22 protein-coding genes are annotated in these 21,925 nt (G+C 63.1%); 10 read left to right on the top strand and 12 right to left on the bottom strand.

Annotation, left to right across the window (positions count from 1 at the left end):
- Window positions 1-118 precede the first annotated feature (118 nt).
- Window positions 119-1,072, bottom strand: coding sequence for a bile acid:sodium symporter family protein (locus tag OJHNALOF_RS02385; RefSeq protein ID WP_165661054.1), 954 nt, complete (start codon window positions 1,070-1,072; stop codon window positions 119-121).
- Between the two features lie 185 nt (window positions 1,073-1,257).
- Between OJHNALOF_RS02385 and ybaK the strand changes: the two genes are divergently transcribed.
- The 7 genes from ybaK to OJHNALOF_RS02350 all read left to right on the top strand — a co-directional run bounded on the left by ybaK (window position 1,258) and on the right by OJHNALOF_RS02350 (window position 7,600).
- Window positions 1,258-1,719 (top strand): Cys-tRNA(Pro) deacylase, encoded by a 462-nt coding sequence (ybaK, locus tag OJHNALOF_RS02380; protein WP_165661053.1) that lies wholly within the window; start codon window positions 1,258-1,260, stop codon window positions 1,717-1,719.
- A 143-nt stretch (window positions 1,720-1,862) separates the two neighbouring features.
- Window positions 1,863-3,122, top strand: coding sequence for an imelysin family protein (locus OJHNALOF_RS02375; protein WP_165661052.1), 1,260 nt, complete (start codon window positions 1,863-1,865; stop codon window positions 3,120-3,122).
- Between the two features lie 132 nt (window positions 3,123-3,254).
- Window positions 3,255-4,640 (top strand): di-heme oxidoredictase family protein, encoded by a 1,386-nt coding sequence (locus OJHNALOF_RS02370; protein WP_165661051.1) that lies wholly within the window; start codon window positions 3,255-3,257, stop codon window positions 4,638-4,640.
- Window positions 4,637-5,635 (top strand): imelysin family protein, encoded by a 999-nt coding sequence (locus tag OJHNALOF_RS02365; protein WP_165661050.1) that lies wholly within the window; start codon window positions 4,637-4,639, stop codon window positions 5,633-5,635. The genes OJHNALOF_RS02370 and OJHNALOF_RS02365 overlap by 4 nt, the downstream gene beginning before the upstream one ends.
- The gene (locus OJHNALOF_RS02360) at window positions 5,635-6,714 is read left to right on the top strand and encodes a DUF1513 domain-containing protein (protein WP_165661049.1); all 1,080 of its coding nucleotides are present in this window, start codon (window positions 5,635-5,637) and stop codon (window positions 6,712-6,714) included. Before OJHNALOF_RS02365 ends, OJHNALOF_RS02360 begins: the two co-directional genes overlap by 1 nt.
- A gap of 158 nt (window positions 6,715-6,872) precedes the next feature.
- Window positions 6,873-7,124, top strand: a complete 252-nt coding sequence (locus OJHNALOF_RS02355; protein ID WP_094201115.1) for a GlsB/YeaQ/YmgE family stress response membrane protein — start codon at window positions 6,873-6,875, stop codon at window positions 7,122-7,124.
- Window positions 7,125-7,201: 77 nt separating this feature from the next.
- Complete coding sequence (locus tag OJHNALOF_RS02350) at window positions 7,202-7,600, top strand: NUDIX hydrolase (protein WP_165661048.1); 399 nt, start codon at window positions 7,202-7,204, stop codon at window positions 7,598-7,600.
- Between the two features lie 72 nt (window positions 7,601-7,672).
- Here OJHNALOF_RS02350 and OJHNALOF_RS02345 read toward each other — a convergent pair whose 3' ends face one another.
- From OJHNALOF_RS02345 to metB, 9 genes are all read right to left on the bottom strand, one after another.
- Complete coding sequence (locus tag OJHNALOF_RS02345; protein WP_094201117.1) at window positions 7,673-9,064, bottom strand: GntP family permease; 1,392 nt, start codon at window positions 9,062-9,064, stop codon at window positions 7,673-7,675.
- The gene (denD, locus tag OJHNALOF_RS02340) at window positions 9,064-10,023 is read right to left on the bottom strand and encodes a D-erythronate dehydrogenase (RefSeq protein ID WP_165661047.1); all 960 of its coding nucleotides are present in this window, start codon (window positions 10,021-10,023) and stop codon (window positions 9,064-9,066) included. The genes OJHNALOF_RS02345 and denD overlap by 1 nt, the downstream gene beginning before the upstream one ends.
- Window positions 10,024-10,079: 56 nt before the next feature.
- Window positions 10,080-10,859, bottom strand: coding sequence for a DeoR/GlpR family DNA-binding transcription regulator (locus tag OJHNALOF_RS02335; RefSeq protein WP_094201119.1), 780 nt, complete (start codon window positions 10,857-10,859; stop codon window positions 10,080-10,082).
- Window positions 10,860-10,862: 3 nt separating this feature from the next.
- Window positions 10,863-11,648 (bottom strand): 2-oxo-tetronate isomerase, encoded by a 786-nt coding sequence (otnI, locus tag OJHNALOF_RS02330; protein ID WP_165661046.1) that lies wholly within the window; start codon window positions 11,646-11,648, stop codon window positions 10,863-10,865.
- Between the two features lie 11 nt (window positions 11,649-11,659).
- Window positions 11,660-12,301 (bottom strand): aldolase, encoded by a 642-nt coding sequence (locus OJHNALOF_RS02325; RefSeq protein WP_165661045.1) that lies wholly within the window; start codon window positions 12,299-12,301, stop codon window positions 11,660-11,662.
- Window positions 12,294-13,559 carry a 3-oxo-tetronate kinase gene (otnK, locus tag OJHNALOF_RS02320; protein ID WP_094201122.1) on the bottom strand — a complete coding sequence of 422 codons (1,266 nt, stop codon included), beginning with the start codon at window positions 13,557-13,559 and terminating at the stop codon, window positions 12,294-12,296. The genes OJHNALOF_RS02325 and otnK overlap by 8 nt, the downstream gene beginning before the upstream one ends.
- A complete protein-coding gene (gene ltnD / locus OJHNALOF_RS02315; protein WP_165661044.1) occupies window positions 13,560-14,459 on the bottom strand; it encodes an L-threonate dehydrogenase in 900 nt (299 codons plus the stop codon). It abuts the gene before it with no gap.
- A gap of 324 nt (window positions 14,460-14,783) precedes the next feature.
- Window positions 14,784-17,216, bottom strand: a complete 2,433-nt coding sequence (gene metL, locus OJHNALOF_RS02310; protein WP_165661043.1) for a bifunctional aspartate kinase/homoserine dehydrogenase II — start codon at window positions 17,214-17,216, stop codon at window positions 14,784-14,786.
- The gene (gene metB, locus OJHNALOF_RS02305; RefSeq protein WP_165661042.1) at window positions 17,217-18,377 is read right to left on the bottom strand and encodes a cystathionine gamma-synthase; all 1,161 of its coding nucleotides are present in this window, start codon (window positions 18,375-18,377) and stop codon (window positions 17,217-17,219) included.
- 176 nt (window positions 18,378-18,553) lie between these two features.
- Here metB and metJ point away from each other — a divergent pair, with 176 nt between their 5' ends.
- Window positions 18,554-18,880, top strand: coding sequence for a met regulon transcriptional regulator MetJ (gene metJ, locus OJHNALOF_RS02300; RefSeq protein WP_094201140.1), 327 nt, complete (start codon window positions 18,554-18,556; stop codon window positions 18,878-18,880).
- Between the two features lie 31 nt (window positions 18,881-18,911).
- Here metJ and cysQ read toward each other — a convergent pair whose 3' ends face one another.
- On the bottom strand, window positions 18,912-19,730 hold the full coding sequence (cysQ, locus tag OJHNALOF_RS02295) for a 3'(2'),5'-bisphosphate nucleotidase CysQ (protein ID WP_370462287.1): 819 nt from the start codon (window positions 19,728-19,730) through the stop codon (window positions 18,912-18,914).
- Window positions 19,730-20,287, bottom strand: coding sequence for an ADP compounds hydrolase NudE (nudE, locus tag OJHNALOF_RS02290; protein WP_094201142.1), 558 nt, complete (start codon window positions 20,285-20,287; stop codon window positions 19,730-19,732). Before nudE ends, cysQ begins: the two co-directional genes overlap by 1 nt.
- Window positions 20,288-20,446: 159 nt before the next feature.
- Between nudE and hslR the strand changes: the two genes are divergently transcribed.
- Together hslR and hslO are read left to right on the top strand one after the other, a co-directional pair.
- The gene (hslR, locus tag OJHNALOF_RS02285; protein WP_094201143.1) at window positions 20,447-20,839 is read left to right on the top strand and encodes a ribosome-associated heat shock protein Hsp15; all 393 of its coding nucleotides are present in this window, start codon (window positions 20,447-20,449) and stop codon (window positions 20,837-20,839) included.
- 18 nt (window positions 20,840-20,857) lie between these two features.
- Window positions 20,858-21,718, top strand: a complete 861-nt coding sequence (gene hslO / locus OJHNALOF_RS02280) for an Hsp33 family molecular chaperone HslO (RefSeq protein ID WP_165661040.1) — start codon at window positions 20,858-20,860, stop codon at window positions 21,716-21,718.
- Window positions 21,719-21,925 lie beyond the last annotated feature (207 nt).

The following is a 21,925-nucleotide window of genomic DNA, read 5'->3' as shown; positions in this document are numbered from 1 at the left end:
TCATCCTTATCAAAGCTACAATTAGCCTCGCAATGGTAACCCAGATGAGTCCTTATTCCAGCTTTTTCACTTAGAAAATATAATGTCATCACTTACCGCATGCTGGTGATTTATCTCATCAGGATTTTACCGGTATATGCTCGGCCGGCTGGCTATCGGCGTCGGCAACGGGCTTTTTACTCCAGTAACCCGCCAGCAGGGAGCCGGAAATATTGTGCCAGACGCTGAACAGGGTGCCCGGCAGGGCGGCGGCGGGGGTAAAGAACTTCATTGCCAGCGCCGTGGCCAGCCCGGAGTTCTGCAGGCCCACTTCAAAGGCAATGGTGCGGCAGACCCGCTTGTCAAAGCCGAACATGGCGGTAACCCCGTAGCCCAGCACCAGGCCGCAGCTGTTATGCAATACCACGGCCAGCGCCACCACGGGGCCAATCTGTGCCATTTTCTCCGCATTGAGCGCCACCACGATGGAGATGATAAATACGATGGCCAGCATGGACAGCAGCGGCAGCACCGGCTCCACCCGACGAACCAGGTTGCCGGCCACGGCATTGAGCACCCCCCCCAGCACCACGGGCGCCACCACCACCTGCAGCAGGCTGAGCAACATGGACTGCACCGGCACATCCACACTCTGGCCTACCAGCAGATCCACCAGCAGCGGGGTCATCACCACACCCAGCAGGGTGGAGATGGCGGTCATGGAAATAGACAGGGCGGTATCCCCCTTGGCCAGGTAGCACATCACGTTGGACGAGGTGCCCCCGGCCACACTGCCCACCAGCAGCATGCCTACCATCAGCTCGGGTCCAAAGCCCAGCACACGGCCCACCAGCAGGGCGATCAGTGGCATCAGCGAGAACTGTAACAACACCCCCACCAGCACCGCCTTTCTGTTTTGCATCACACGGCGAAAATCGTTCAGGTTGAGGGTCAGGCCCATGCACAGCATGATCAGGGTCAGCAGCGGCACTATCTGCCCCTTGATGCCCACAAACAGCTGCGGCTGCATAAAGGCCAGCACAGACAACAACAACGCCCACAACGGAAATAACTGGGTTAACACGGCCAACATGGCAACGACTCTCCTTTAAACAAGCAAAACGGCCACCTCATGTGGCCGTCATCTTTAAGTATCATGTGCAACAAACGATGAACAGCAGTACCGCATATTCATTATTACAATCCGGGATTCCTGCCCTTTTCACGCCTTTTCATTCCCTGCATAATTTTCCCTTCATTTGTTTACCGGACTTCGCCATGACCCCCGCCATTCTGTTTCTGGAAAAGCACAAGGCCGCCTTTACCCTGTACCAGTACGAATGCACCGCCCAGGACGACTTTGGCGCCCACGCCGCCGAGCAGCTGGGGGTGCCGCTCACGCGCGTCTTCAAGACCCTGCTGACCGAGGGTGAACAGGGCGCCGTGGTCGCGCTGGTGCCGTCATCGGGCAAGGTCAATCTCAAGCGCCTGGCCAAGGCCGCCGGGGTGAAAAAACTGGAGATGATGCCACCGCATAAGGCGGAGCGGCTTACCGGCTTCAAGGTGGGCGGCATCAGCCCATTTGCCCAGAAGAAACGGCTGACTACCGTGCTCGACGACTCCGCCAGTGACCACGACACCGTGCTGGTCTCCGGCGGTAAACGCGGCCTGTCGGTAGGGCTGGCGGCTCAGGACATCGAGCGCCTGCTGCAAGCGGTGATCGCCCCCATCGCCGAATGAACCCTGATTCAACGGCGGTAATGCGGGCAATATCCCCTCAGCGACTACGGGCTTTTACGGCGAGACCCTTGCACCTTTTTCCATTCTGACGCTAGAATCGTCCGGCTAATAAAAACGATTCTCAAATGCATAAGGATGATTAAATGCACTTCCGCAAACTTGCCCTCGCCGCTTCCATCGCTGGCCTGCTAAGCGCCTGCGCCCAGACCAACCACCCCGCCGTCACCCAGGATCAGGTGGTGGAGCACTACGCCGATATCGCCCAGGCCGTGTACAGTGACTCGCTCAGCGCCGCCCAAAGTCTGGATCAGGCCATTGCCGCCCTGCTGGCCAACCCGAGCGCGCAGACCCTGGCCGATGCCCGCACCGCCTGGCTGGCCGCCCGGGTACCCTACCAGCAGTCAGAAGTGTTTCGTTTCGGCAATGCCATCGTGGATGACTGGGAAGGCCAGCTCAACGCCTGGCCCCTGGACGAAGGTCTGATCGACTACGTGGCCCCGGGTTACCAACACGAGCTGGGCAACCCCGGCGCCACCGCCAACATCATTGCCAGCACTCGGCTGCAGGTGGGCGGTGAGCTGCTGGACGTCAGCCACATCACTCCCGAGCTGCTGGCCAGCCTGAACGAGCTGGCGGGATCCGAGGCCAACGTGGCGTCCGGTTATCACGCCATAGAGTTTCTGCTGTGGGGCCAGGATCTGAACGGCACCAACGCCGGCGCCGGTGAACGCGCCTGGACCGACTTTGCCCTAGATGCGGACTGCACCAACGGCAACTGTGACCGCCGCCGCGACTACCTGCAGGCCGCAAGCACCCTGCTGATCCAGGATCTCGAATACATGGCGGGCCAGTGGCAACCGGGCCAGAACAACTACCGCGCCGAGCTGACCGCCCTGCCGGCGGAAGAAGGCCTGCGCCGCATGCTGTTTGGCATGGGCTCCCTGTCTCTGGGTGAACTGGCCGGCGAGCGCATGAAGGTGGCCCTGGTAGCCAACTCGGTGGAAGACGAGCACGACTGCTTCTCCGATAACACCCATCACTCGCACTACTACAACGAAAAAGGCATCAGCAACCTGATGTTTGGTGAATATCAGCGCATTGACGGCACCACCCTGCAGGGCCCGTCGCTGCTGCAACTGGTAGCGCAACAGGACGATCTGGCCGCCGCGCAAATCGCCGACCAGTTCCGTACCAGCGAACAGGCCGTCTATCAGCTGGTGCAGTCTGCCGAGGTGAACAATGTGCACTTTGATCAGCTGATCGCCGCCGGCAATACCGAGGGCAACCGGCTGGTGCAGGACGCCATCGACGCCCTGGTGGAGCAAACCCGTGCCATTGAGCTCGCCGCCAACACCGTCGGCATCAACAACCTGAGCCCGGATACCGCCGACCACGAGTTTTAAGCTCATCTGGCCATAACAATAAAATCAATAAGGGGTGGCCTGGCCGCCCCGTGACGGCACCCGAAGCAGGCACGGTCTGCACGCCGTGTTGACCGCTTAACGTCCCGGGTGCCCTTTCGCTCTGGAGTCCTTATGTCGTTTCGACTCACCGGCCTGCTGCTTGGCGCCGTCCTTGCCTTGAGCGCCCAGGCCAATCCCGCCAAACCCGGCGGCGAGACCACCACCACCAAAACCGGCGCCAACGCCTTTTCCATGCCCGCTGCCAACCTGAGTTTTGACAAACGGCTCGACTTCTCGGTGGGCAACAGCTTTTTCCGCAATCCCTGGGTCGCCGCCCCGGCCACCACAGACGCCCGCGACGGCCTGGGGCCGCTGTTCAATACCAACGCCTGCCAGAGCTGTCACGTCAAGGACGGCCGCGGCCATCCACCCGCCTTTGACGGTGACAACGCGGTAAGCATGCTGGTACGGCTGTCGATTCCCGCCGATGAGAGCGAACAACATCGCGACTACCTGCGCACCCTTGGCGTAGTGCCCCATCCTGTCTACGGCGGGCAGCTGCAGGACATGGCCATTCCCGGCGCCGTGCCCGAGGGCAAGGTACGCATCGACTACAGCACCAACACCGTGCGCTTTCACGACGGCGACAGGGTGGAACTGCGCCGTCCTCACCTGACCATTGAGCAAACCGGCCATGGCGAGCCCGGCAAGCAGTTGCTCACCTCGGCCCGCATTGCGCCCCCCATGATTGGCCTGGGGCTGCTGGAAGCCATTCCCGAGTCGGCGCTGCTGGCCCGGGAAGATCCGCAGGATCACAATAACGATGGCATCCGCGGCCATGCCAACCGCGTGTGGAGCAACGCCCAAAACGCCACCGTGATCGGCCGCTTTGGCTGGAAGGCCGGCCAGCCCAGCCTGCGCCAGCAAAACGCCGGTGCCTTTGCCGGCGACATGGGGCTGACGTCAAACCTGGTACCCGCAGACGACTGCACCGCCGCACAAGCCTGTGAGCAATACCCGGATGGCGGCAAGCCCGAGGTGAGTGATGACATTCTCGACTCGGTGACCTTCTACAGCCAGCACCTGGCGGTGCCCGCCCGACGCAACCTGGACGACCCAAACGTCCAGGCCGGCGAGCAGTTGTTCCTGGCCCTGGGCTGTGCCAGCTGCCATACGCCGTCTTACACCACGGGTGAGCATACCAGCCCGGCCCTGAGCCACCAGACCATCTACCCCTATACCGATCTGCTGCTGCACGACATGGGTGAGGATCTGGCCGATAACCGGCCCGAGTTTGCGGCCAGCGGTCGCGAGTGGCGTACCCCGCCGCTGTGGGGCCTGGGCTATGCCGATGAAGTGGCGGGCTCGCCCGCCCGCTACCTGCACGACGGCCGCGCCCGTACCCCGCTGGAAGCCGTGCTCTGGCACGGTGGCGAGGCCGAAGCGGCCCGCAACCGAGTGCTGGCCGCCAGCGCCGAAGAACGAAAACAACTTATCGCCTTTCTGGAGTCGCTATGAACCTTCGCCTGTTTTCACTCGCCGCCCTGGGAGTGCTGACCGCCTGCCAGAGTCAGCCGCCGGTGGATCCGGCCCTTGAGCGGCTGACCGATGCCCACCTGACGTTAATGCGCCAGCAGGCGGGTCACCTGGCCGGCGAGCTTGAGCAACTACACCACTATGTTCAGGCCTATTGTGGCGGTGATCAGTCCCTGGTCACCGTGCAGGGGCAATGGCGTGACGCCTTTGCCGCCTGGACCGCCCACCAGGGACAGAGCGGCGGTCCCCTCGACGCCGCCGGCCTGAGCTATGCGTTTCAGCTGTGGCCCGACAAAAAAGACACCACCGGCCGCCAGCTGGCCGGTCAGCTCAGCCAGCCCGGTGCACTCAAGGGCGCCAGCGTGACCCTGGGGGCGGTGGAATACCTGTTGTATGAGGATCTTTCCCAGGCGCAGCGCTGTGCCCTGCTCCCCCGCATCAGCGCCGAGCTGGTCGCCAGCGGAGGGCGACTGCAACAAGCCTGGTACCATACGGCCGGCTACGCCCAGCAACTGGAGCAAATGCAGCTTCAGGGTGGGGAAGCCGTGGTACTGACGCAAATCCTGGGACAGCTGGCCCACCGCTTTGACCGCATCGAGAAGAAGCTGGATCTGCCCTTGAACACCGTCGACCACCCGCGGCCGCTGTTTGCCGAGGCCTGGCGCAGCGCGCAGTCACTGCACTTTTTACGCACCAGCCTGCACAGCCTGCAACAGGAATACCAGGCCGGCGGGGTACGAGCTTACCTTGAACAACGGCATGCAACCGCCCTGATTGCCGAGCTGGATGACGCCTTTGCCGACACCCTGGAGCACCTGCCAAAGGGGGACAGCCTGGCCTACTGGCTGCAAGGGGACAACTACGCCACCCTGCTGCGTTTTAAAATTTCCTTTGACCGCCTCGGCAGCAAGCTCAAGCTGCGCCTGCCCGAAGCCCTGGGAGTCAGCCTGGGCTTTAACGCCACGGACGGTGACTGATGCAACGGCGGCAATTCCTGAAGGGGCTGTCCGCCGCCGGGGTACTATGCAGCCTGGGACTGGCAGGCTGTGCCCTGCCTTCCACCAAGCAGGCCTATCTGGTGGGCGGCGGTCGCCGCGCGGGGGGCCATCGCTATGTGGTGCAGGCGCTTAACCTGGACGGCAGCCTGCGTTACGAGCTCCCCCTGCCGGACCGGGGGCACGGCATGGCCGCTCACCCCTCTCGGCCGCTGGCGGTATGCCATGCCCGCCGACCCGGCGGCTACCTGGCGCTGTTCAACCATGAGCAGGGCCGGCTGCTGCAGCTGCGCGAGGCCGATAACGAGCGTCATTATTACGGTCACGGCGTGTTCAGCGCCGACGGCCGCCGGCTCTATACCACCGAAGGGGTTCGTGCCAGCAGTGAGGGGGTGATTGGCGTGTATGCCCTTGAGCACGACCACCTCACCAAGGTGGACGAGTTTACCGGCTTTGGCCTGGGCCCCCACGAAATAGGCCGACTGCCCGATGGCAACCTGGTGGTGGGTGTCGGCGGCGTGCACACTCGGGGCCGCGAGCCGTTAAACCTCGGCACCATGCAGCCCAGCCTGAGTTACCTCGACGCCACCACGGGCGAGGTGCTGGAGCAACGCGGCCTGGCCGACCGGCACCTGTCCATTCGCCACCTGGCGGTGACCGCCGACGGCGAGGTGTTTAGCGGCCAGCAGTATCGCGGCAGCCCCGACGACTTTCCGCCACTGATCGTGCGTCATCGCCGAGGCCGCGAGCTTATGCCCCTTGGCGGCACACCGCTGGAATGGGCTCGCTTCAATCATTACATTGCCAGCATCGCGGTCACCGACTACTACATTGCCGCGACGTCACCCCCGGGTAACTGCTACGGCCTGTGGCACCGCCGCAGCGGCGAGCTGGTGCGCATTGCGCCCCTGCCCGATGCGTCCGGCGCCTCGGCGGATCAGGGCCAGATCTGGCTCGGCAGCGGCCAGGGCGGCATCAGCCGGCTTAACGCCCATGGCGAAGAGACCCGTTTCTACTCCCCCTGGCAATGGGACAATCACTGGTCGCTGATCGGCGCCTGAGGCATCCGGCGCCGGTATTGCCGTGCGTGGCGTCGGCCAAAGCACACCGCTGCTTAAAATGACGATCGTTCTCAATGACATGCAACATCATCACTGACGGCTGTGGGCCCTGCTGGTCTATGCTTTTAACCATTCAACATGAGGCAAGGGAGTGCACCATGGGAATTCTGAGCTGGATTATTTTCGGACTGATCGCCGGGGTGCTGGCGAAATGGATCATGCCCGGACGGGATGGCGGCGGCCTGATTCTGACTACCCTGCTCGGCATTGCCGGCGCCTTTGTGGGGGGCTGGATTGGCGTGCGGCTGGGCTTTGGCAGCGTGACCGGCTTTAACCTGGGCAGCATGATCACCGCGGTGATCGGCGCCCTGGTGCTGCTGTTTGTATACCGCATGATCAGCCGTTCCTGAGCTTCGCCATTTAATTCGCCAGCCCCATTCCGGCTTTGGCACAATACCCCTTCTATTCATTCAGCCAGGGAACAAGCATGAAGGCACCCAAGGTCGGCGTTATCGCCGTGGTCTGGCATCGGCAGCGAGTGCTGCTGGTCAAACGCAAACACGCTCCCCACGCCGGGCACTGGGGCTTTCCCGGCGGCAAGCTGGAGTGGGGAGAAACCATGAGCATGGGCGCGGCACGGGAACTGCAGGAAGAAACCGGCATCACCGCGCACATGGACGCGCCCTTTGCCTGCTACGATGTGCTGGCCGAAGAGGCCGGCGAGCTGGCCCACCACTATGTGATGGTGGCGGTGCGCGGCCATTACCAAAGCGGCACCCCGGTGGCCGATGACGACGCCGAGGCGGTGGCCTGGTTCAGCCCCGATGCGCTGCCCTCGCCCCTGTGTCCGGATCTGAAAGACATCATCGCCCGCTCGCGCGCCTGAGTCCTGCCGGCGACGCCCATAAAAAAAGAGGCCTTTTGGCCTCTTTTTTTGATTGTGCGTACCGCGCCCGCCTTACAGCACCGCGTCGAGCACCAGCACGCCCACCAGGCCGGTTGCCCAGGCCAGGGTGGTGGGAATGGACCAGACGATAATCTGCTGCTTCACGTCCTTGATGCCCATCATGCGGTTGACCACCCAGAACAGGCTGTCGTTGAAGTAGCCAAAGAACAGCGAGCCCATGGTCGCCGCTTGGGCCGCCACCAGCATGTTCACGCCGGGAATATTGGCCAGAATGGGCGCCGAGATGGAGGCGGCGGTGACCATGGCCACGGTACCGGAGCCCTGGATCAGGCGCACCAGGGTGGACACGATAAAGGGGATCAGCACCGGCGGCAGCGGCAGGCTGGCGATCTGTTCGCCCAGCATGGCGCCGGCGCCGGATTCACGCAGCACGGCACCCAGGGCACCACCGGCACCGGTCACCAGCAGAATGATACCGGCGCTCTGCAGGCCTTCTTCCAGGTGCTCCATGGTGTCGTGTTTGTTCATCTTCGGCACCAGGGTGTATACCGCCAGCAGCACCGAAATGGACAGGGCGATCACCGGGTGGCCCAGGTAGGTAAACGCCTGAGACACCGGGTTGTCGGCCAGGCCTTCCCAGCCCTCAACCTTGGCCAGGGTACCCAGCATGGTGTTGATGAAGATCAGTACGATGGGGGCCAGAATGGGCAGCAGCGACAGGAACAGGCTGGGCAGCGCCTTGCCGGCCTTGGACGCCAGATACTGGTTATAGGTTTCTTCCAGATCCTGGCTTTCCGCCACCGCAGGCGGATGGAAGTCGGGAAACTTCTTGGCCAGCCACTTGGCGTACAGCACGATCACCACCACACAGGGCAGTGCCAGGGTCAGACCGGCCAGCAGCATGGCCCCCACATCCACCCCGAACAGGCCGGCCACGCCCAGCGGACCCGGCGTGGGCGGTACCGTATGGTGGGTCACCACCAGGCCGCCGGCCAGGGCCACACCCACGGTCAGCAGGTTGCGCTTGCCCTTCTCCGCCAGCGCCTTGGCGATGGGGTAGAGGATCACAAAGGCGGAGTCCACGAAGATGGGAATGGACACGATATAGCCGGTAATGGCCATGGCCCATTCTTCCTTCTTTTTGCCCAGCCACTTGATGGCACTGTAGGCGATCTGCTCGGCGGCACCGGACACTTCCAGAATACGGCCCATCATCACGCCCAGGCCGATAACGATACCGATGCTGCCGAGGGTACCGCCAAAGCCCTTGGTGATCACGTTGACGATGTCACCGGCGGCCATGCCACCCAGGGCGCCGGCGATACTGGCCGCCGCCAGCATCGCGATCAGGGCGTGTACCCGGGTTTTGACCACCAGAAAAATCAGGACCACAACGGCGACGGCCAGGCCGATCACCGGGGCCATGGTGCTTGCTTCAGTCATTACTTGGTTCCTTCCATATCATCTGCCATAAAGCGGCGAATCACACTGTCAAAGTCGGCATCCTGCACAAACCCCAGGCCCTGGGCACGGGCGATATTGAACCGGCCCGGCCAGCTGGCCACGATGCGGGACACGCCTTCGTCTTTTTCATAACGAATGCGATCACACACCTCGTCGCCGGCCACTCGGCGCAGCGCATCGATCATTTCCTGCACGGTCACCGTGATGCCGGGCAGGTTGACGGTACGGCTCGGGCCAAAGGCCTCGGCGGGCACGCGGGCGGCCATCAGAAAGTTCTCCACCACGGTGGCCGGGGAAGACAGCCACATGGGCAGGCTCAGATCCACCGGGCACACGCTCTCCTCACCCTGCAGCGGCTCACGAATAATGCCGCTGGCAAAGGAAGAAGCCGCCTTGTTGGGCTTGCCCGGACGCACGCTGATGGTGGGCAGGCGCAGCACCCGACCGTCCACAAAGCCCTTGCGGGCATAGTCGTTGACCATCAGCTCGCCCACGGACTTTTCCATGCCGTAGGAGGACTGGGGGCAGACGGCGGTGTTGTCTTCAATCACTTCGGGCAGCTCGCCGCCAAACACCGCCAGCGAGCTGGAGAACACAAAACGGCAACCCGGCGCCTGGTGGCGGGCCGCTTCCAGCAGGTAGCGGGTGGCGTCGATATTGACCTTGATGCCCAGATCAAAGTCCGCTTCCGCGTGGCTGCTGACGATGGCCGCCAGGTGGTAGATCACGCCGGTGTCGGCGCTGACCAGTTCGCGCACCGCGGCTTCGTCGCCCAGGTCGGCGCGCACGCAGTGCACCCGCTCGTCGGCGATGGGGGAGCTGGGCTCAATCACGTCTGCCAGGATCAGGCGCTCAAAGGCAATGTCGTTCTGCTGCAACAGCGCCTTGGCCACGCGCTGGCCCAGAAAGCCCGCGCCGCCGGTAATAATGATGTTCATCTAGTTCTCCTCGGCGCCGGGCGCCGGATGGTGATACAGAGGTCGAGTTGTTGTGGTTATGCCGGTATCTTCCGGCTTACCAGGGATACCTGCAGCCCCTGGCCGCGCAACGGCTCGGCCGTCTCTTCGCCCAGGTCGGTATCACTGATAATGTCGGTCAGTGCCGTCAGCGGGCAGATACGAAACATGCCGTATTTGCCGTATTTGCTGCTGTCACTCACCAGAATGCGTCGGCGGGCCACCCGCAACAGGGCCTGCTTGACCATCACCTTGTTTTCGGATGGTGTCGACAGGCCTCGCTCCGCGTCCCAGGAGCTGGAGCTGATAAAGGCCAGATCCAGGTTCAGCCCTTCAAGCAGGGTGGCCGCCGCCTGCCCCACGCAGGAGCGGTTGCGGGCGTCCACCAGCCCACCGGTATGGAACAGGGTGAGCTGAGGGTATTGCATCAGGTAATGGGCAATGGTGAAGTCGTTGGTCACCACGGTGAGATTGGCCCGCGTGGCGATGCCCCTGGCCACCTCAAAGGTGGTAGTGCCCGCGTCCAGGTAAATCACCTGACCATCTTCCACCAGATCCGCCGCCGCCTGGCCAATGGCCATCTTGCGCTGATGGTGAATGCCGGCCTTTTCGCTATAGGCCAGCTCCTGCTTGACCGCGTCGTTGAGCCTGACCCCGCCGCTTACCGGCACCACCTTGCCTTCCGCCTCCAGTTGCTGAATGTCGCGGCGCACCGTCATGTGCGACACGTTCAGCTCGGCGGCGAGCTCATTGATGGACACCACGTTGCGCTCGTGTACATAGCGGTAGATGTAACCTCGGCGTTCGGCGGGAATCATGGCTTACTCCTTGTCGGCCCAGGGGGCGAACCAGCCCAGCCCGGCTTCGGTGTTGCCGCGGGGGCGGTATTCGCAGCCCAGGTAGCCGTCGTAACCCTTGGCATCCAGGTAATCAAACAACCAGGGATAGTTGATTTCACCCTGATCCGGCTCGTGCCGCTCAGGCACGGAGGCGATCTGAATGTGGCTGAACTTGCCCCACAGCCGGTCGATGGTGCGGGTGAGATCCCCTTCCATGATCTGGCAGTGGTAGAAGTCGAGCTGAATGCGCACGTTGGGGCGATCGATTTTTTCCAGCAACGCCTCGGCCTGCACCTGGGTGCTGAGAAAATACCCGGGCATGTCGCGGCTGTTGATGGGCTCCAGCAGCACCAGCACATCCTGTTTGGCGGCTTGGTCGGCGGCATACTGAATGTTGGCCACATAGGTGGCTTCATGCTGTTCCGCGCTGACCCCGGCCTGGCGCAAACCGGCCATGGCATGCAGCTGGCGGCAGCCCAGGGCCTCGGCGTAGGACAGGGCGGTGGCCACACCGGCACGGAACTCGCTTTCACGGCCGGGCAGTGAGGCCAGGCCACGCTCGCCCGCTTCCCAGTCCCCCGGGGGCATGTTGAACAGCGCCTGGGTCAGGCCCTGGGTCTTCAGCTCGGCGGCAATGGCGGCCTTGTCTTCGGCGTAGGGAAACAGGTATTCCACGGCAGTAAAGCCGGCGGCCCGGGCCGCCTTGAAGCGCGCCAGAAAGGGCACTTCGGTAAACATCATCGACAGATTGGCAGCAAACTTCGGCATCACGGGACTCCTTACAACTTGCCTTTGAACACCTGCTCCAGCTCCGCCACCTGCTCATCGGTCAGGGTGCGCATTTTGCTGTTTTGCAGGGTGAAATACAGCCGGGCGGTGTCTTCCAGCTCCTCGGCGTTGAACATGGCGGAACGCAGGTCCTTGCCCGAGATCACCGGGCCATGGTTGGCCAGCAGCACGGCGCTGTGGTCAACGGCCAGCCGGCCCACCTCGTCGGCCATGCGCGGATCGCCGGGACGAATGTAGGGCACCAGCGGCAGCTTGCCCACCCGCATCACGTAGTAGGGGGTGATGGGCGGCAGGCAGTTGGCCGGATCCAGGCCATCCACGCACGACAGCGCGGTCAGGTAGGCCGAGTGCAGGTGCACAATGCCACCCGCATCGGGCCGCGCCTTGTACATGGCGATGTGCATCAGCACTTCCTTGGACGGTTTGTCGCCGTCCAGGTGATTGCCGTCCATGTCCACCTTGCTCAGGCGGGCCGGATCCAGATCGCCAAAGCTGGAGTTGGTGGGGGTCGCCAGCAGGTTGCCGTCGGGCAGACGCAGGCTGAGGTTGCCGGCGCCGCCGCTGCTGTAACCCCGTTCAAACATGGAGCGGGCAATGTTCACCAGCTCCAGGCGCAAAGAATACTCAGACATGGAAAAACTCCTGGGCCTTGCTGAAGAAGGCCTCGTCGCCAAAGTTGCCGGACTTCAGCGCCAGCGACAGCGGCTTGTCCAGCGCCCGTACCCAGGGCACACCCGGGGCAATTTGCGGACCAATATGGAAGCCGGACACCTTGAGCGCCTGGGTCACAATGCCGGAGGTCTCGCCACCGGCCACGATAAAGCGGCTGAAGCCGGCGTCGGCCAGGCGCGCGGCGACGCGGGCAAACACCCCTTCCACCGCCTCGCTAGCTCGGGCCGCGCCGTATTCGGCCTGAATGCGCGCCAGGGCCTCGGGGCTCTGGGTGGCATACAGCATGGGGGCCGGCGCGGCAGGCTGGGCCTGTACCCAGTCGGCCAGTTCGGCGGCATAGGCCTCGGCGTCGTCCAGGCTACGGGCCACGTCCACTCCGGCGTGAGGCGCCCGGGCCTGGTAGGCGGCAACCTGGGCGTTGGTCATCAATGAGCAGGAGCCAGACAGCACCACGGCGCGACCTTCCCCCACAGGCGCGCCCAGTTCCCGGGCTTCGGCGGCGCCTTCACCGCCGGTGGCATGGGCCGCCATGCCGGCACCCAGGCCGGAGCCGCCGGTCACCAGCTTCAGCTCGCTCACCGCTTCGCCCAGCACCGGCAAATCGGCCATGGTCAGGGTATCGAGCACCGCATAGTTCACGCCATTTGCCTGCAGCTCGGCCAGTCTGGCCTTGACCGCCTCGGCGCCCGCCAGCACCGCGTGGTAGTCCACCAGGCCGGTATTGCCGCCGGCCTGGGCGGCCATCAGCCGCTGCAGGTTGGCATCGCGCATGGGGGTCACCGGGTGATCCTTCATGCCCGACTCGTTCAGGGGCTGGCCGTTCACGAACAGGTTGCCGTGGCAAACGGTGCGGCCGTTCACCGGCAGTGCCGGGCAGATCACGGTAAAGGACTGATCCAGCGCCTTCAGCAGGGCGTCGGTTACCGGCCCGATATTGCCCTCGGCGGTGGAGTCAAAGGTGGAGCAGTATTTAAAGAAGAAGCGATCACAGCCCAGTTGCTGCAGCCGTTCCAGCGAGGCCAGGGAATCGGCCACCGCCTGCTCTACAGCACAGGAGCGGCTCTTCAGGGAAATCACGATGGCGTCCACGTCGGCGGGCACCTCGGCCGGGCCGTAACCGATCAGCTGGGTCACCCGCCAGCCGTTGGCCACCATGAAACCGGCAATATCGGTGGCGCCGGTGAAATCGTCGGCAATAATGCCCAGACGGTGTTTCATTTATTTACCCTCCGGCAGTTCAATGCCCTTGAAGATCTTGACCACGGCGGCGTCGTCTTCACGGCCAAAGCCTTCGTTGCTGGCGGCCAGGAACATCTGGTGAGCGGCCGACGCCAGTGGCAGGGGGAATTTCATCTGGTGTGCGGTGTCGAGCACCAGGCCCAGATCCTTGACGAAGATGTCAACACTGGAACGCGGGGTGTAGTCACCGTCGAGAATGTGCGGCACCCGGTTTTCAAACATCCAGGAATTGCCGGCGCTGTGGGTAACCACGTCAAACATCAGGTCCAGCGGAATGTCGGCCTTGGCGGCCATGGCCATGGCTTCGGCGGCGGCGGCAATGTGCACGCCGGCCAGCAGCTGGTGAATGGTCTTCACGGTGCTGCCCTGGCCAATGTCCGGGCCGATAACATAGAGTCGCTCGGCAATGGCATCGAACAGGCCCTTGGCCCGCTCAAACAACTCGGGTTTGCCCGAGGCCATGACCGACAGCTTGCCGTCGGCGGCCTTGATGGCGCCGCCGGAGATGGGGGCATCAATCAGCTCCAGGTTCAGCTCGCTCAGGCGCTGGTGCACGGCCTTGGTCTGGCTGGCGGCCATGGTGCTGCAGATCACCACCAGGCTGCCCGGACGCAGGGCCTTGGCCACGCCGTGCTCGCCAAACAGCACGCTTTCTACCTGGGCGCCGTTGACCACCACCAGTACCAGGGCGTCGAGCTCGGCGGCGTAGGGCTGCGCCGACGGGCCGGCGGCCACGGCGCCGGCCTCGGACAACGCGGCGCAGGCATCGGGGTTAAGGTCAAAACCAAGGGTGTCAAAACCGGCACGGATCAGGGACTTGGCCATGCCCATGCCCATAGAGCCGAGGCCGACCAGGCCAATGCGGGAAACTGCGCTCATCGTTGTTACTCCAGACTGTGAACTATTGTGATCGATGAATTATCGATCACTCCATTTCACAGTTAAGGATGCCGGCTCACAAATCGCCATATGCGAAATGCAAGGATATAGCCATGAAAAACAGCAATTTATAAGAATAACGAATAAACAGAAGGTCACACGGAAATGTGAAGGAGGCTGTTAAATAAGCCGAGAAAATACCGTAAAAAGCCCTCGGCAATGGGGTAACAGCCTGATTTTGATGAAAAACAGCGGAATGTGAAAATTACTGTGAAGCTGGCTTGGCTCGGGCGGTAAAAAGGCTCCCGCGGGAGCCTTGTCGGTTCACAGCGCCGCCAGCAGCTGCCACAGGTCCGCCTGCACGGCGGCGGCGGTCACTTCCCGGCCGGCGCCGGGCCCTTGAATCACCATGGGGTTCTGGCGGTAGTGACGGGTTTCAATGGCAAAGACATTATCTCCCGGACGCAGAGGCACAAAGGGATGGTTGGCGTGTACCACTTCCAGCCCCACGCTGGCTTCCCTGGTTTCGGCATTGAATCGGGCCACGTGGCGCAGCACGCCGCCCTGGTGTTGCGCCTCGGCCAGCCGCTCGGCCAGAACCACATCGAGCCGGTTCAGGCGGTCCAGGGCCTCACCTTTGCCCAGACCGGCCAGTTCGTCGGGCACCAGGCTGGCGACCTTCACCTGCTCGGGGTCAAGGTCAAAGCCGGCTTCCCGGGCCAGGATCACCAGCTTGCGCTTCACATCCTGACCGTTGAGATCTTCCCGCGGATCGGGCTCGGTCAGACCCTGCTGCCAGGCCTGCAGCATCAGGTCCGAAAACGGCCGGCTGCCGTCGTAATTCTGGAACAGCCAGCTCAGGCTGCCGGAAAACACACCGCTGATGGCACGAATCTGTTCGCCCGACTGGCGCAGTTGGTGCAGGCTGCTCTGCACCGGCAGGCCGGCGCCCACGGTGGCATTGCTGAGAAACTTCACCCTGTGCTCTGCCAGGAGCTGCTTCAGCCCGAGGTAAAACGACTGCTCGGCGGCCCCGGCCTGCTTGTTGGCGGCAATCAGATGAATATGCTGCTGCACCAGGGCCGGGTAGTACTGCACCAGGCTGTCGGACGCGGTGCAGTCCAGCGCCACCATGGTATCAAAGCCGTGCTCTTCCAGGTTCTCCAGCCAGTCGGGCCAGACCACACCCTGGGGGCTGAAGTCGTTGAGCACTCGATCCACTTCCAGTCCCTGGCTGGCGAGCATGGCTCCTTGCGAATCAAACACGCCATACAGGGTCAGGCGCAGGTTGAGCTCCTGCTCCAGCCGCGCCTTCTGCTCCTTGTACAGCCGCAGCCAGGCCTGGCCGATGTTGCCCCGGCCAAACAGCAGCACGCCCACTCGGCGGGGCCGGCTGAACAGGCTCTGGTGCAGCCGCAGCAGCAAGGGATCCAGGGCGGTCTTGCGCACCACACCCACCAGGCTGAGGCCATTCTTCGCGGGCTGAATAAACTCCAGCGGCTGCTCGTTGAGGGCGTGGTAGAACTGCAGGCACTGCTCGGCCTGGGCAGTAACGTTCTTGCCGATCAGGGCCACCAGGGAAAAACCTTCCCGCTGCTGCAGGTCTTCAAAGCCGCCGGCGGGCTGGTGGTCCCTGAGCTGCAGAAAGGCCTGCTCGGCCTGCTCGCGGGTGTAGGCAAGCTGCCACAGTTTGCGATCGGGGCGGCGTTTGCACGCCAGGGGCGCCAGTCCTCGTTTACCAAGCCATTCGGTCAGGGCGTCCACCCGTTCCTGATAGCGATCGGAAATGGTCATTTCCACCAGTACGGTGTCGTCCACCGCGGTGACGATGCGCGCGCCCTGCTCCCGCCGCGGCCGGCGCTCAATGCGAGTGTGGCCGTCGTCCGGATGATAGCTGCAGCGCAGCATCAGCTGCTGGCGGCTGGCCGCTACCGGCCCCAGGGTACGGCTGTGCAGTACCGGCGAGCCCAGCCGGGCCAGCTCGGCGGCCTCGGGCAACGACAGCCGGGTCAGCAGATGCGCCTCGGGTATGCGCCGGGGGTCGGCGCTGAACACGCCGGGCACATCACTCCAGATGGTGGTGTGGCTGCTGTCGGCCAGGGCCGCCAGCAGGGTGGCGCTAAAATCGGAGCCGTTGCGCCCCAGCAACCGAGTATTGCCCTCGTTGTCCGCGGCGATAAAGCCGGTGACCACCAGCATGCGCTGCGGGTGCTCCGCCAGTATGCCGGCCAGCAGCCGGCGGGATTCGTCTTCCTGCACCCGCACCGGCGTGCCGGACACCCGCAGAAAGCGGCGCGCGTCCAGGCTGGCGGCAGGCTGCCCCTGGTTGCACAGCACCCGCGCCAGCAAGCGGGACGACCACAGCTCGCCGAACGACTGAATAAAGCTGCGCTGGCCGTCGTCCAGCCGGCTTTGCTCCAGTACCCGCGCAATGGTGACGATATCGTCATCCAAGGCCGCCAGCAGCGGCGCCGCCTCGGCCTCGGGCAGTGAGGTTTCAATCAGGTTGCGCTGAAAGGCATGCAGCCCGGCCAGCGCCTCGGGGGCGGCGGTGTCGCCGCTGGCGAACAGGCTGAGCAGCTCGATCAGCCGGTTGGTGGTCTTGCCCGGGGCCGACACCACGATCAGGGCGTCGGGTTGTTGCAGTTTGTGAATAATGCCGGCTACCCGGTGAAAACAGGCGGCATCGGCCAGGCTGCTGCCGCCAAACTTGTGCACCGGTCGCTGAACGCCGGCCTCGGGCTCGAGAATGGTCATTTACTTGCTGAGTACCTTGAATGCGTTTTCCAAATCGTGGATCAGATCACCACCGTCCTCAATGCCGACGGACACCCGCAGCAGCTGCTGGCTGATGCCGGCCTCGGCCAGAGCCTCCGGGCTCATGGCGGCGTGGGTCATGGTGGCCGGGTGGGCGATCAGGCTTTCCACCCCGCCCAGGGATTCGGCCAGGGAGAACAGCTGCAGCTGCTGCAGGAAGGCCTTAAGCCCGGCCTCGTCGGCATCCAGCTCAAAGCTGAGCATGGCGCCAAAGCCGGCCTGCTGGCGAGCGGCAATGTCGTGGCCCGGATTGCCCGGCAGGCTGGGATGATACACCGCCTTGACCCTGGGCTGGATTTGCAGAAAGGCCACCAGCGCCTCGGCGTTTTCACAGTGCTGGCGCATGCGCACCCCAAGGGTGCGCAGGCCGCGCAGGGTCAGGTAGTTGTCAAAGGCGGAACCAGTCAGGCCCAGACAGTTGCCCCACCAGCGCAGTTGCTCGGCCAGATCCGGATCCGCCGCCACCACGGCGCCACCCAGGGCGTCGGAATGGCCATTGATGTATTTGGTAGTGGAATGCAGCACCAGGTCGGCGCCCAGTTTCAGCGGCTGCTGCAGCGCCGGCGACAGAAAGGTGTTATCCACCACGCTGAGCGCGCCCACGGCCCGGGCGGCGGCGCACAGCGCCTGAATGTCCACCACCCGCAGCAGCGGGTTGGACGGCGTTTCAATCCACAGCATGCGCGGCTGGCGCGCCATGACCGCGGCCAGGGCGTCGGCATCGGTCTGATCCACATAGGCCAGTTCAAACAGGCCCTTGGCGGCCAGGGAGTTGAACAGCCGCTGGCTGCCGCCGTAACAGTCGTGGGGCACCACCAGCAGGTCACCGGGCTGCAGCTGGGAGGTCACGATCAGATTGATGGCGCCCAGGCCGCTGGCGGTGACCGCCGCGCCGGCACCACCTTCCAGGTGGGTCAGGGCGTCAAGCAGGGTCTGGCGGGTGGGGTTGCCGGAGCGGGCGTAATCGAACTGCCGCTTCTGGTTGAAGTCGGCAAAGGAATAGGTGCTGCTCAGGTAGATGGGCGGTACCACGGCCCCATGCTGCGTGTCGCTCTCAAGGCCGGTACGAACGGCGTGGGTCTGAGTCTTGTAAGTCGGCATGTCCTTCTCCTTTGCGCACGGCAGCCTGAAACGAAGATTTTCAAGAAGCGCACAGTAACCCAGGGAACAAAAGCCGTCAAGCCATCTGGACGGCTGAAAGGCTTTGCCGTTGGATTGCCAATACAAAAAGCAGGGGTTACAATTCGCCGGAATTAATTTCCGAACGCAGGTGGACGATGAAAACTGAATGGAACGGCGACTATATCAGTCCTTACGCCGAGCACGGCAAGAAAAGCGAGCAGGTCAAAAAGATCACCGTTTCCATCCCGCTCAAGGTACTCAAGGTACTGACCGACGAGCGCACCCGTCGTCAGGTCAACAACCTGCGCCATGCCACCAACAGCGAGCTGCTGTGCGAGGCGTTTCTGCACGCCTACACCGGCCAGCCCCTGCCCCAGGACGACGACCTGCGCAAGGACGTACCCGACCAGATTCCGGCCCACGCCCGGGAAATCATGACCGCGCTGGGCATTGAAATCGAGGATTTCGGCCAGGACGATTAAACAAGGGCGGCCATGGCCGCCCTTGTTGTATTCAGGCTTTCCCCCGCAGAATCCGGCTCCAGGGCAGGCCTTCGTCCCCCAGCGTGATGAAGTTGGGGTTGATCAGGCTGTCGCGCTCGTTATAGCTGAGCCGCGCCAGTCCCAGATCCAGAATGCGTCCCCCCGCCTCTTCCACAATGCACTGGGTGGCGCCGGTGTCCCACTCGCCGGTGGGGCCGATACGTATGTACAGATCCGCCTCACCTTCCGCCACCAGGCACGACTTGAGCGAGCTTGAGCCCAGGGGCAGCAGGCGATAGTCCAGATCGTCGGTAAGCCGGGAACGCACCCAGTCCACGTTCTGCCGTCGGCTGATGGCAATGCACAGGCTGCCCACCGGCTTGTCGGCGGCATAATGCCGGGCGTGGATTTGGATGACCTCGCCATTGGCCTCCTTGAAGGCCCCCTGGCCATGCACCGCGTAATACATAAGATCGTGTACCGGGCCATAGACCACCCCCAGTACCGGCTTGCCGTGTTCAATCAGTGCGATCATGGTGGAGAAGTCACCGCTGCCGGCAATGAACTCCTGGGTGCCATCCAGCGGATCCACCAACCAGTAGCGGGGCCAGGTGCAGCGCTCGGACAGCGGAATGTCGCCGCCTTCTTCCGACAATACCGGCACGTCTGCCAGGGCGCGCAGGGCCTGGTCGAGGTAAGCATGGGCGGCCAGATCGGCGCTGGTTACCGGGCTGTCGTCGTCCTTGCTTTCGGCCTGATACTCGCCGCTGTTATACATTGACAGGATCAGCCTGCCGGCCTCACGGGCTGCCGCCTTTACCCCCGGCAACAGGGCACTGGTATCCATGATTATTCCTCTTTATTCAGCCAGTCCTGCAATAAAAACAGGCCGCAGATGCTGCGCGCCTCGGAAAAGTCGGGTCGGGCCATCAGCTCGTCCAGCCGGCTCAGGGGCCAGGGCACCACTTCCAGCGGTTCGGGCTCGTCCCCTTCCCGCTGTTCCGGATACAAATTCCGTGCCAGTAGAATGTCCATGCGGCTGCCAAAGTAACCGGGGGCCAGGCTGACCTGCTTGAGCGGGACAAGCGTACGGGCGCCGTAACCCACCTCTTCCATCAGCTCCCGGTTGCCCGCCTCCAGGGCGGTCTCACCGGGATCGATAAGCCCCTTGGGAAACCCGAGCTCGTAGCTGTGGGTGCCGGCGGAGTATTCCCGAATCAACAAAATGGTGTCGTCGTCCAGCATGGGCACCAGCATGACGGCACCGCGACCGCCGCCACGCATGCGCTCATAGACTCGCTCAACGCCGTTGCTGAAGCGCAGGTGTACCGATTCCACGCGAAACAGGCGGCTTTCCGCCACCAGTTCGGTATGCAGTATCTGGGGTTTTTGCTTGTTGTCGGCCATGGCCCGTCCCGTTTTTTGACTCGCCCTGACATGAGGTTATCGCAACTGGCGGCCAACGTCTGCCGCAGAATGAACACAATGGGAGATTTGCTTGCGCTTGCATGCCAAAGCGGGCCATCTGATATAATCGTGAGCACGGTTTTGACGAGAGCGAGTACCATGAACGGAAAAACGGATTCCGTGCGGCTGGACAAATGGCTGTGGGCCGCCCGCTTTTACAAGACCCGCGGCCTGGCCCGGGAAATGATCGACGGCGGCAAGGTGCACTACAACGGTCAGCGCACCAAGCCCGGCAAACCGGTGGAAATCGGTGCCGTCATTCGCTTGCGTCAGGGGCACGACGAACGGGAAGTAGTGGTGCAGGCCCTGTCCGACAAGCGCGGCAAGGCCGAGCTGGCACAACAGCTCTACCGGGAAACACCAGAAAGCATTGAACAGCGGCAGCGCAACAGCGAGGCGCGCAGGCTCAGCAGCCAGTTTGCCCCCAGCCCCGAGCGCCGGCCCGACAAGAAAGAGAGACGTACCCTGCTCAAAATCAAGCAGGGCAACTGAGCCGAAACAGGATCCATTATGAGCAAACCCGATCAACTTCACCGTTATCTGTTCGACCACTACCAGGTGCGTGGCGAGCTGGTGCAACTGCAGCACAGCTTTCAGCAGATCCTCGAGGCCCAGGCCTATCCGGTGCCGGTGCAGCGCCTGCTGGGCGAGCTGCTCACCGCCACCAGCCTGCTCACCGCCACCCTCAAGTTCGAAGGCCATATCACGGTGCAGCTGCAGGGCGACGGCCCGGTCAGCCTGGCGGTGATCAACGGCGATCACAACCAGCACCTGCGGGGAGTCGCGCGCTGGCAGGGCGAGGTGCCCGACAGCTCTCGGCTGGCCGACCTGGTGGGCAAGGGCTATATCGCCATCACCATCACGCCGAATGACGGCGAGCGCTATCAGGGTATAGTGGAACTGAATGAGAACTCACTGGCCGAAAGCCTGGAAAACTATTTCGCCCAGTCGGAGCAGCTGCCCACCCGCATCTGGCTGTTTACCGGCCTGACCGGCCAGCCGGCGGCGGCCGGCATGCTGCTGCAGGCCCTGCCCAGCGACGACGCCAGCCAACGCGACGACTTCGCCCACCTGGAGGCACTCACCGCCACCGTCAAGGCGGAAGAGCTGCTGCAGCTGGACGCCCAGGAAGTCCTGTACCGGCTCTATCACCAGGAAGCGGTACGGGTGTTCGATCCGCAGCCGGTACGCTTTCAGTGCACCTGTTCAAAGGAAAAGTGCGAACAGGCGCTGCTGCAGGTGGGCCAGGAAGAAGCCATGGAAATTATTCAGGAGCAGGGCAATATTGAAATGCACTGCGACTATTGCGGCCGTCATTACCGCTTTGACGGCAGCGACGTGCAGAATCTGTTTGGCCAGACCCTGCACTAAGCCGGTGCATTGATGATCACGGGCGAGGCCGGTTGCCGGCCTCGCCCTATTTTCAACGGCCACGGCCTTTTCCTTCCCCGCCTTGCCCTGCCCCGCGCGCATAAGGCAAAATAAAGACACAGCCAATTAACAATAACACAGCATAAATCACGCCAATTTTACCCACCTCTCCTTAATTCGTTTCGCAAAATTATAAAATTTGAAGCA

This window comes from Oceanimonas sp. MB9 (assembly GCF_011319775.1).
GTDB classification, from domain to species: Bacteria; Pseudomonadota; Gammaproteobacteria; order Enterobacterales; family Aeromonadaceae; genus Oceanimonas; species Oceanimonas doudoroffii.
The sequence above is the reverse complement of the archived record's forward strand: the minus strand, read 5'-3'. Positions and strand labels throughout refer to the sequence as shown.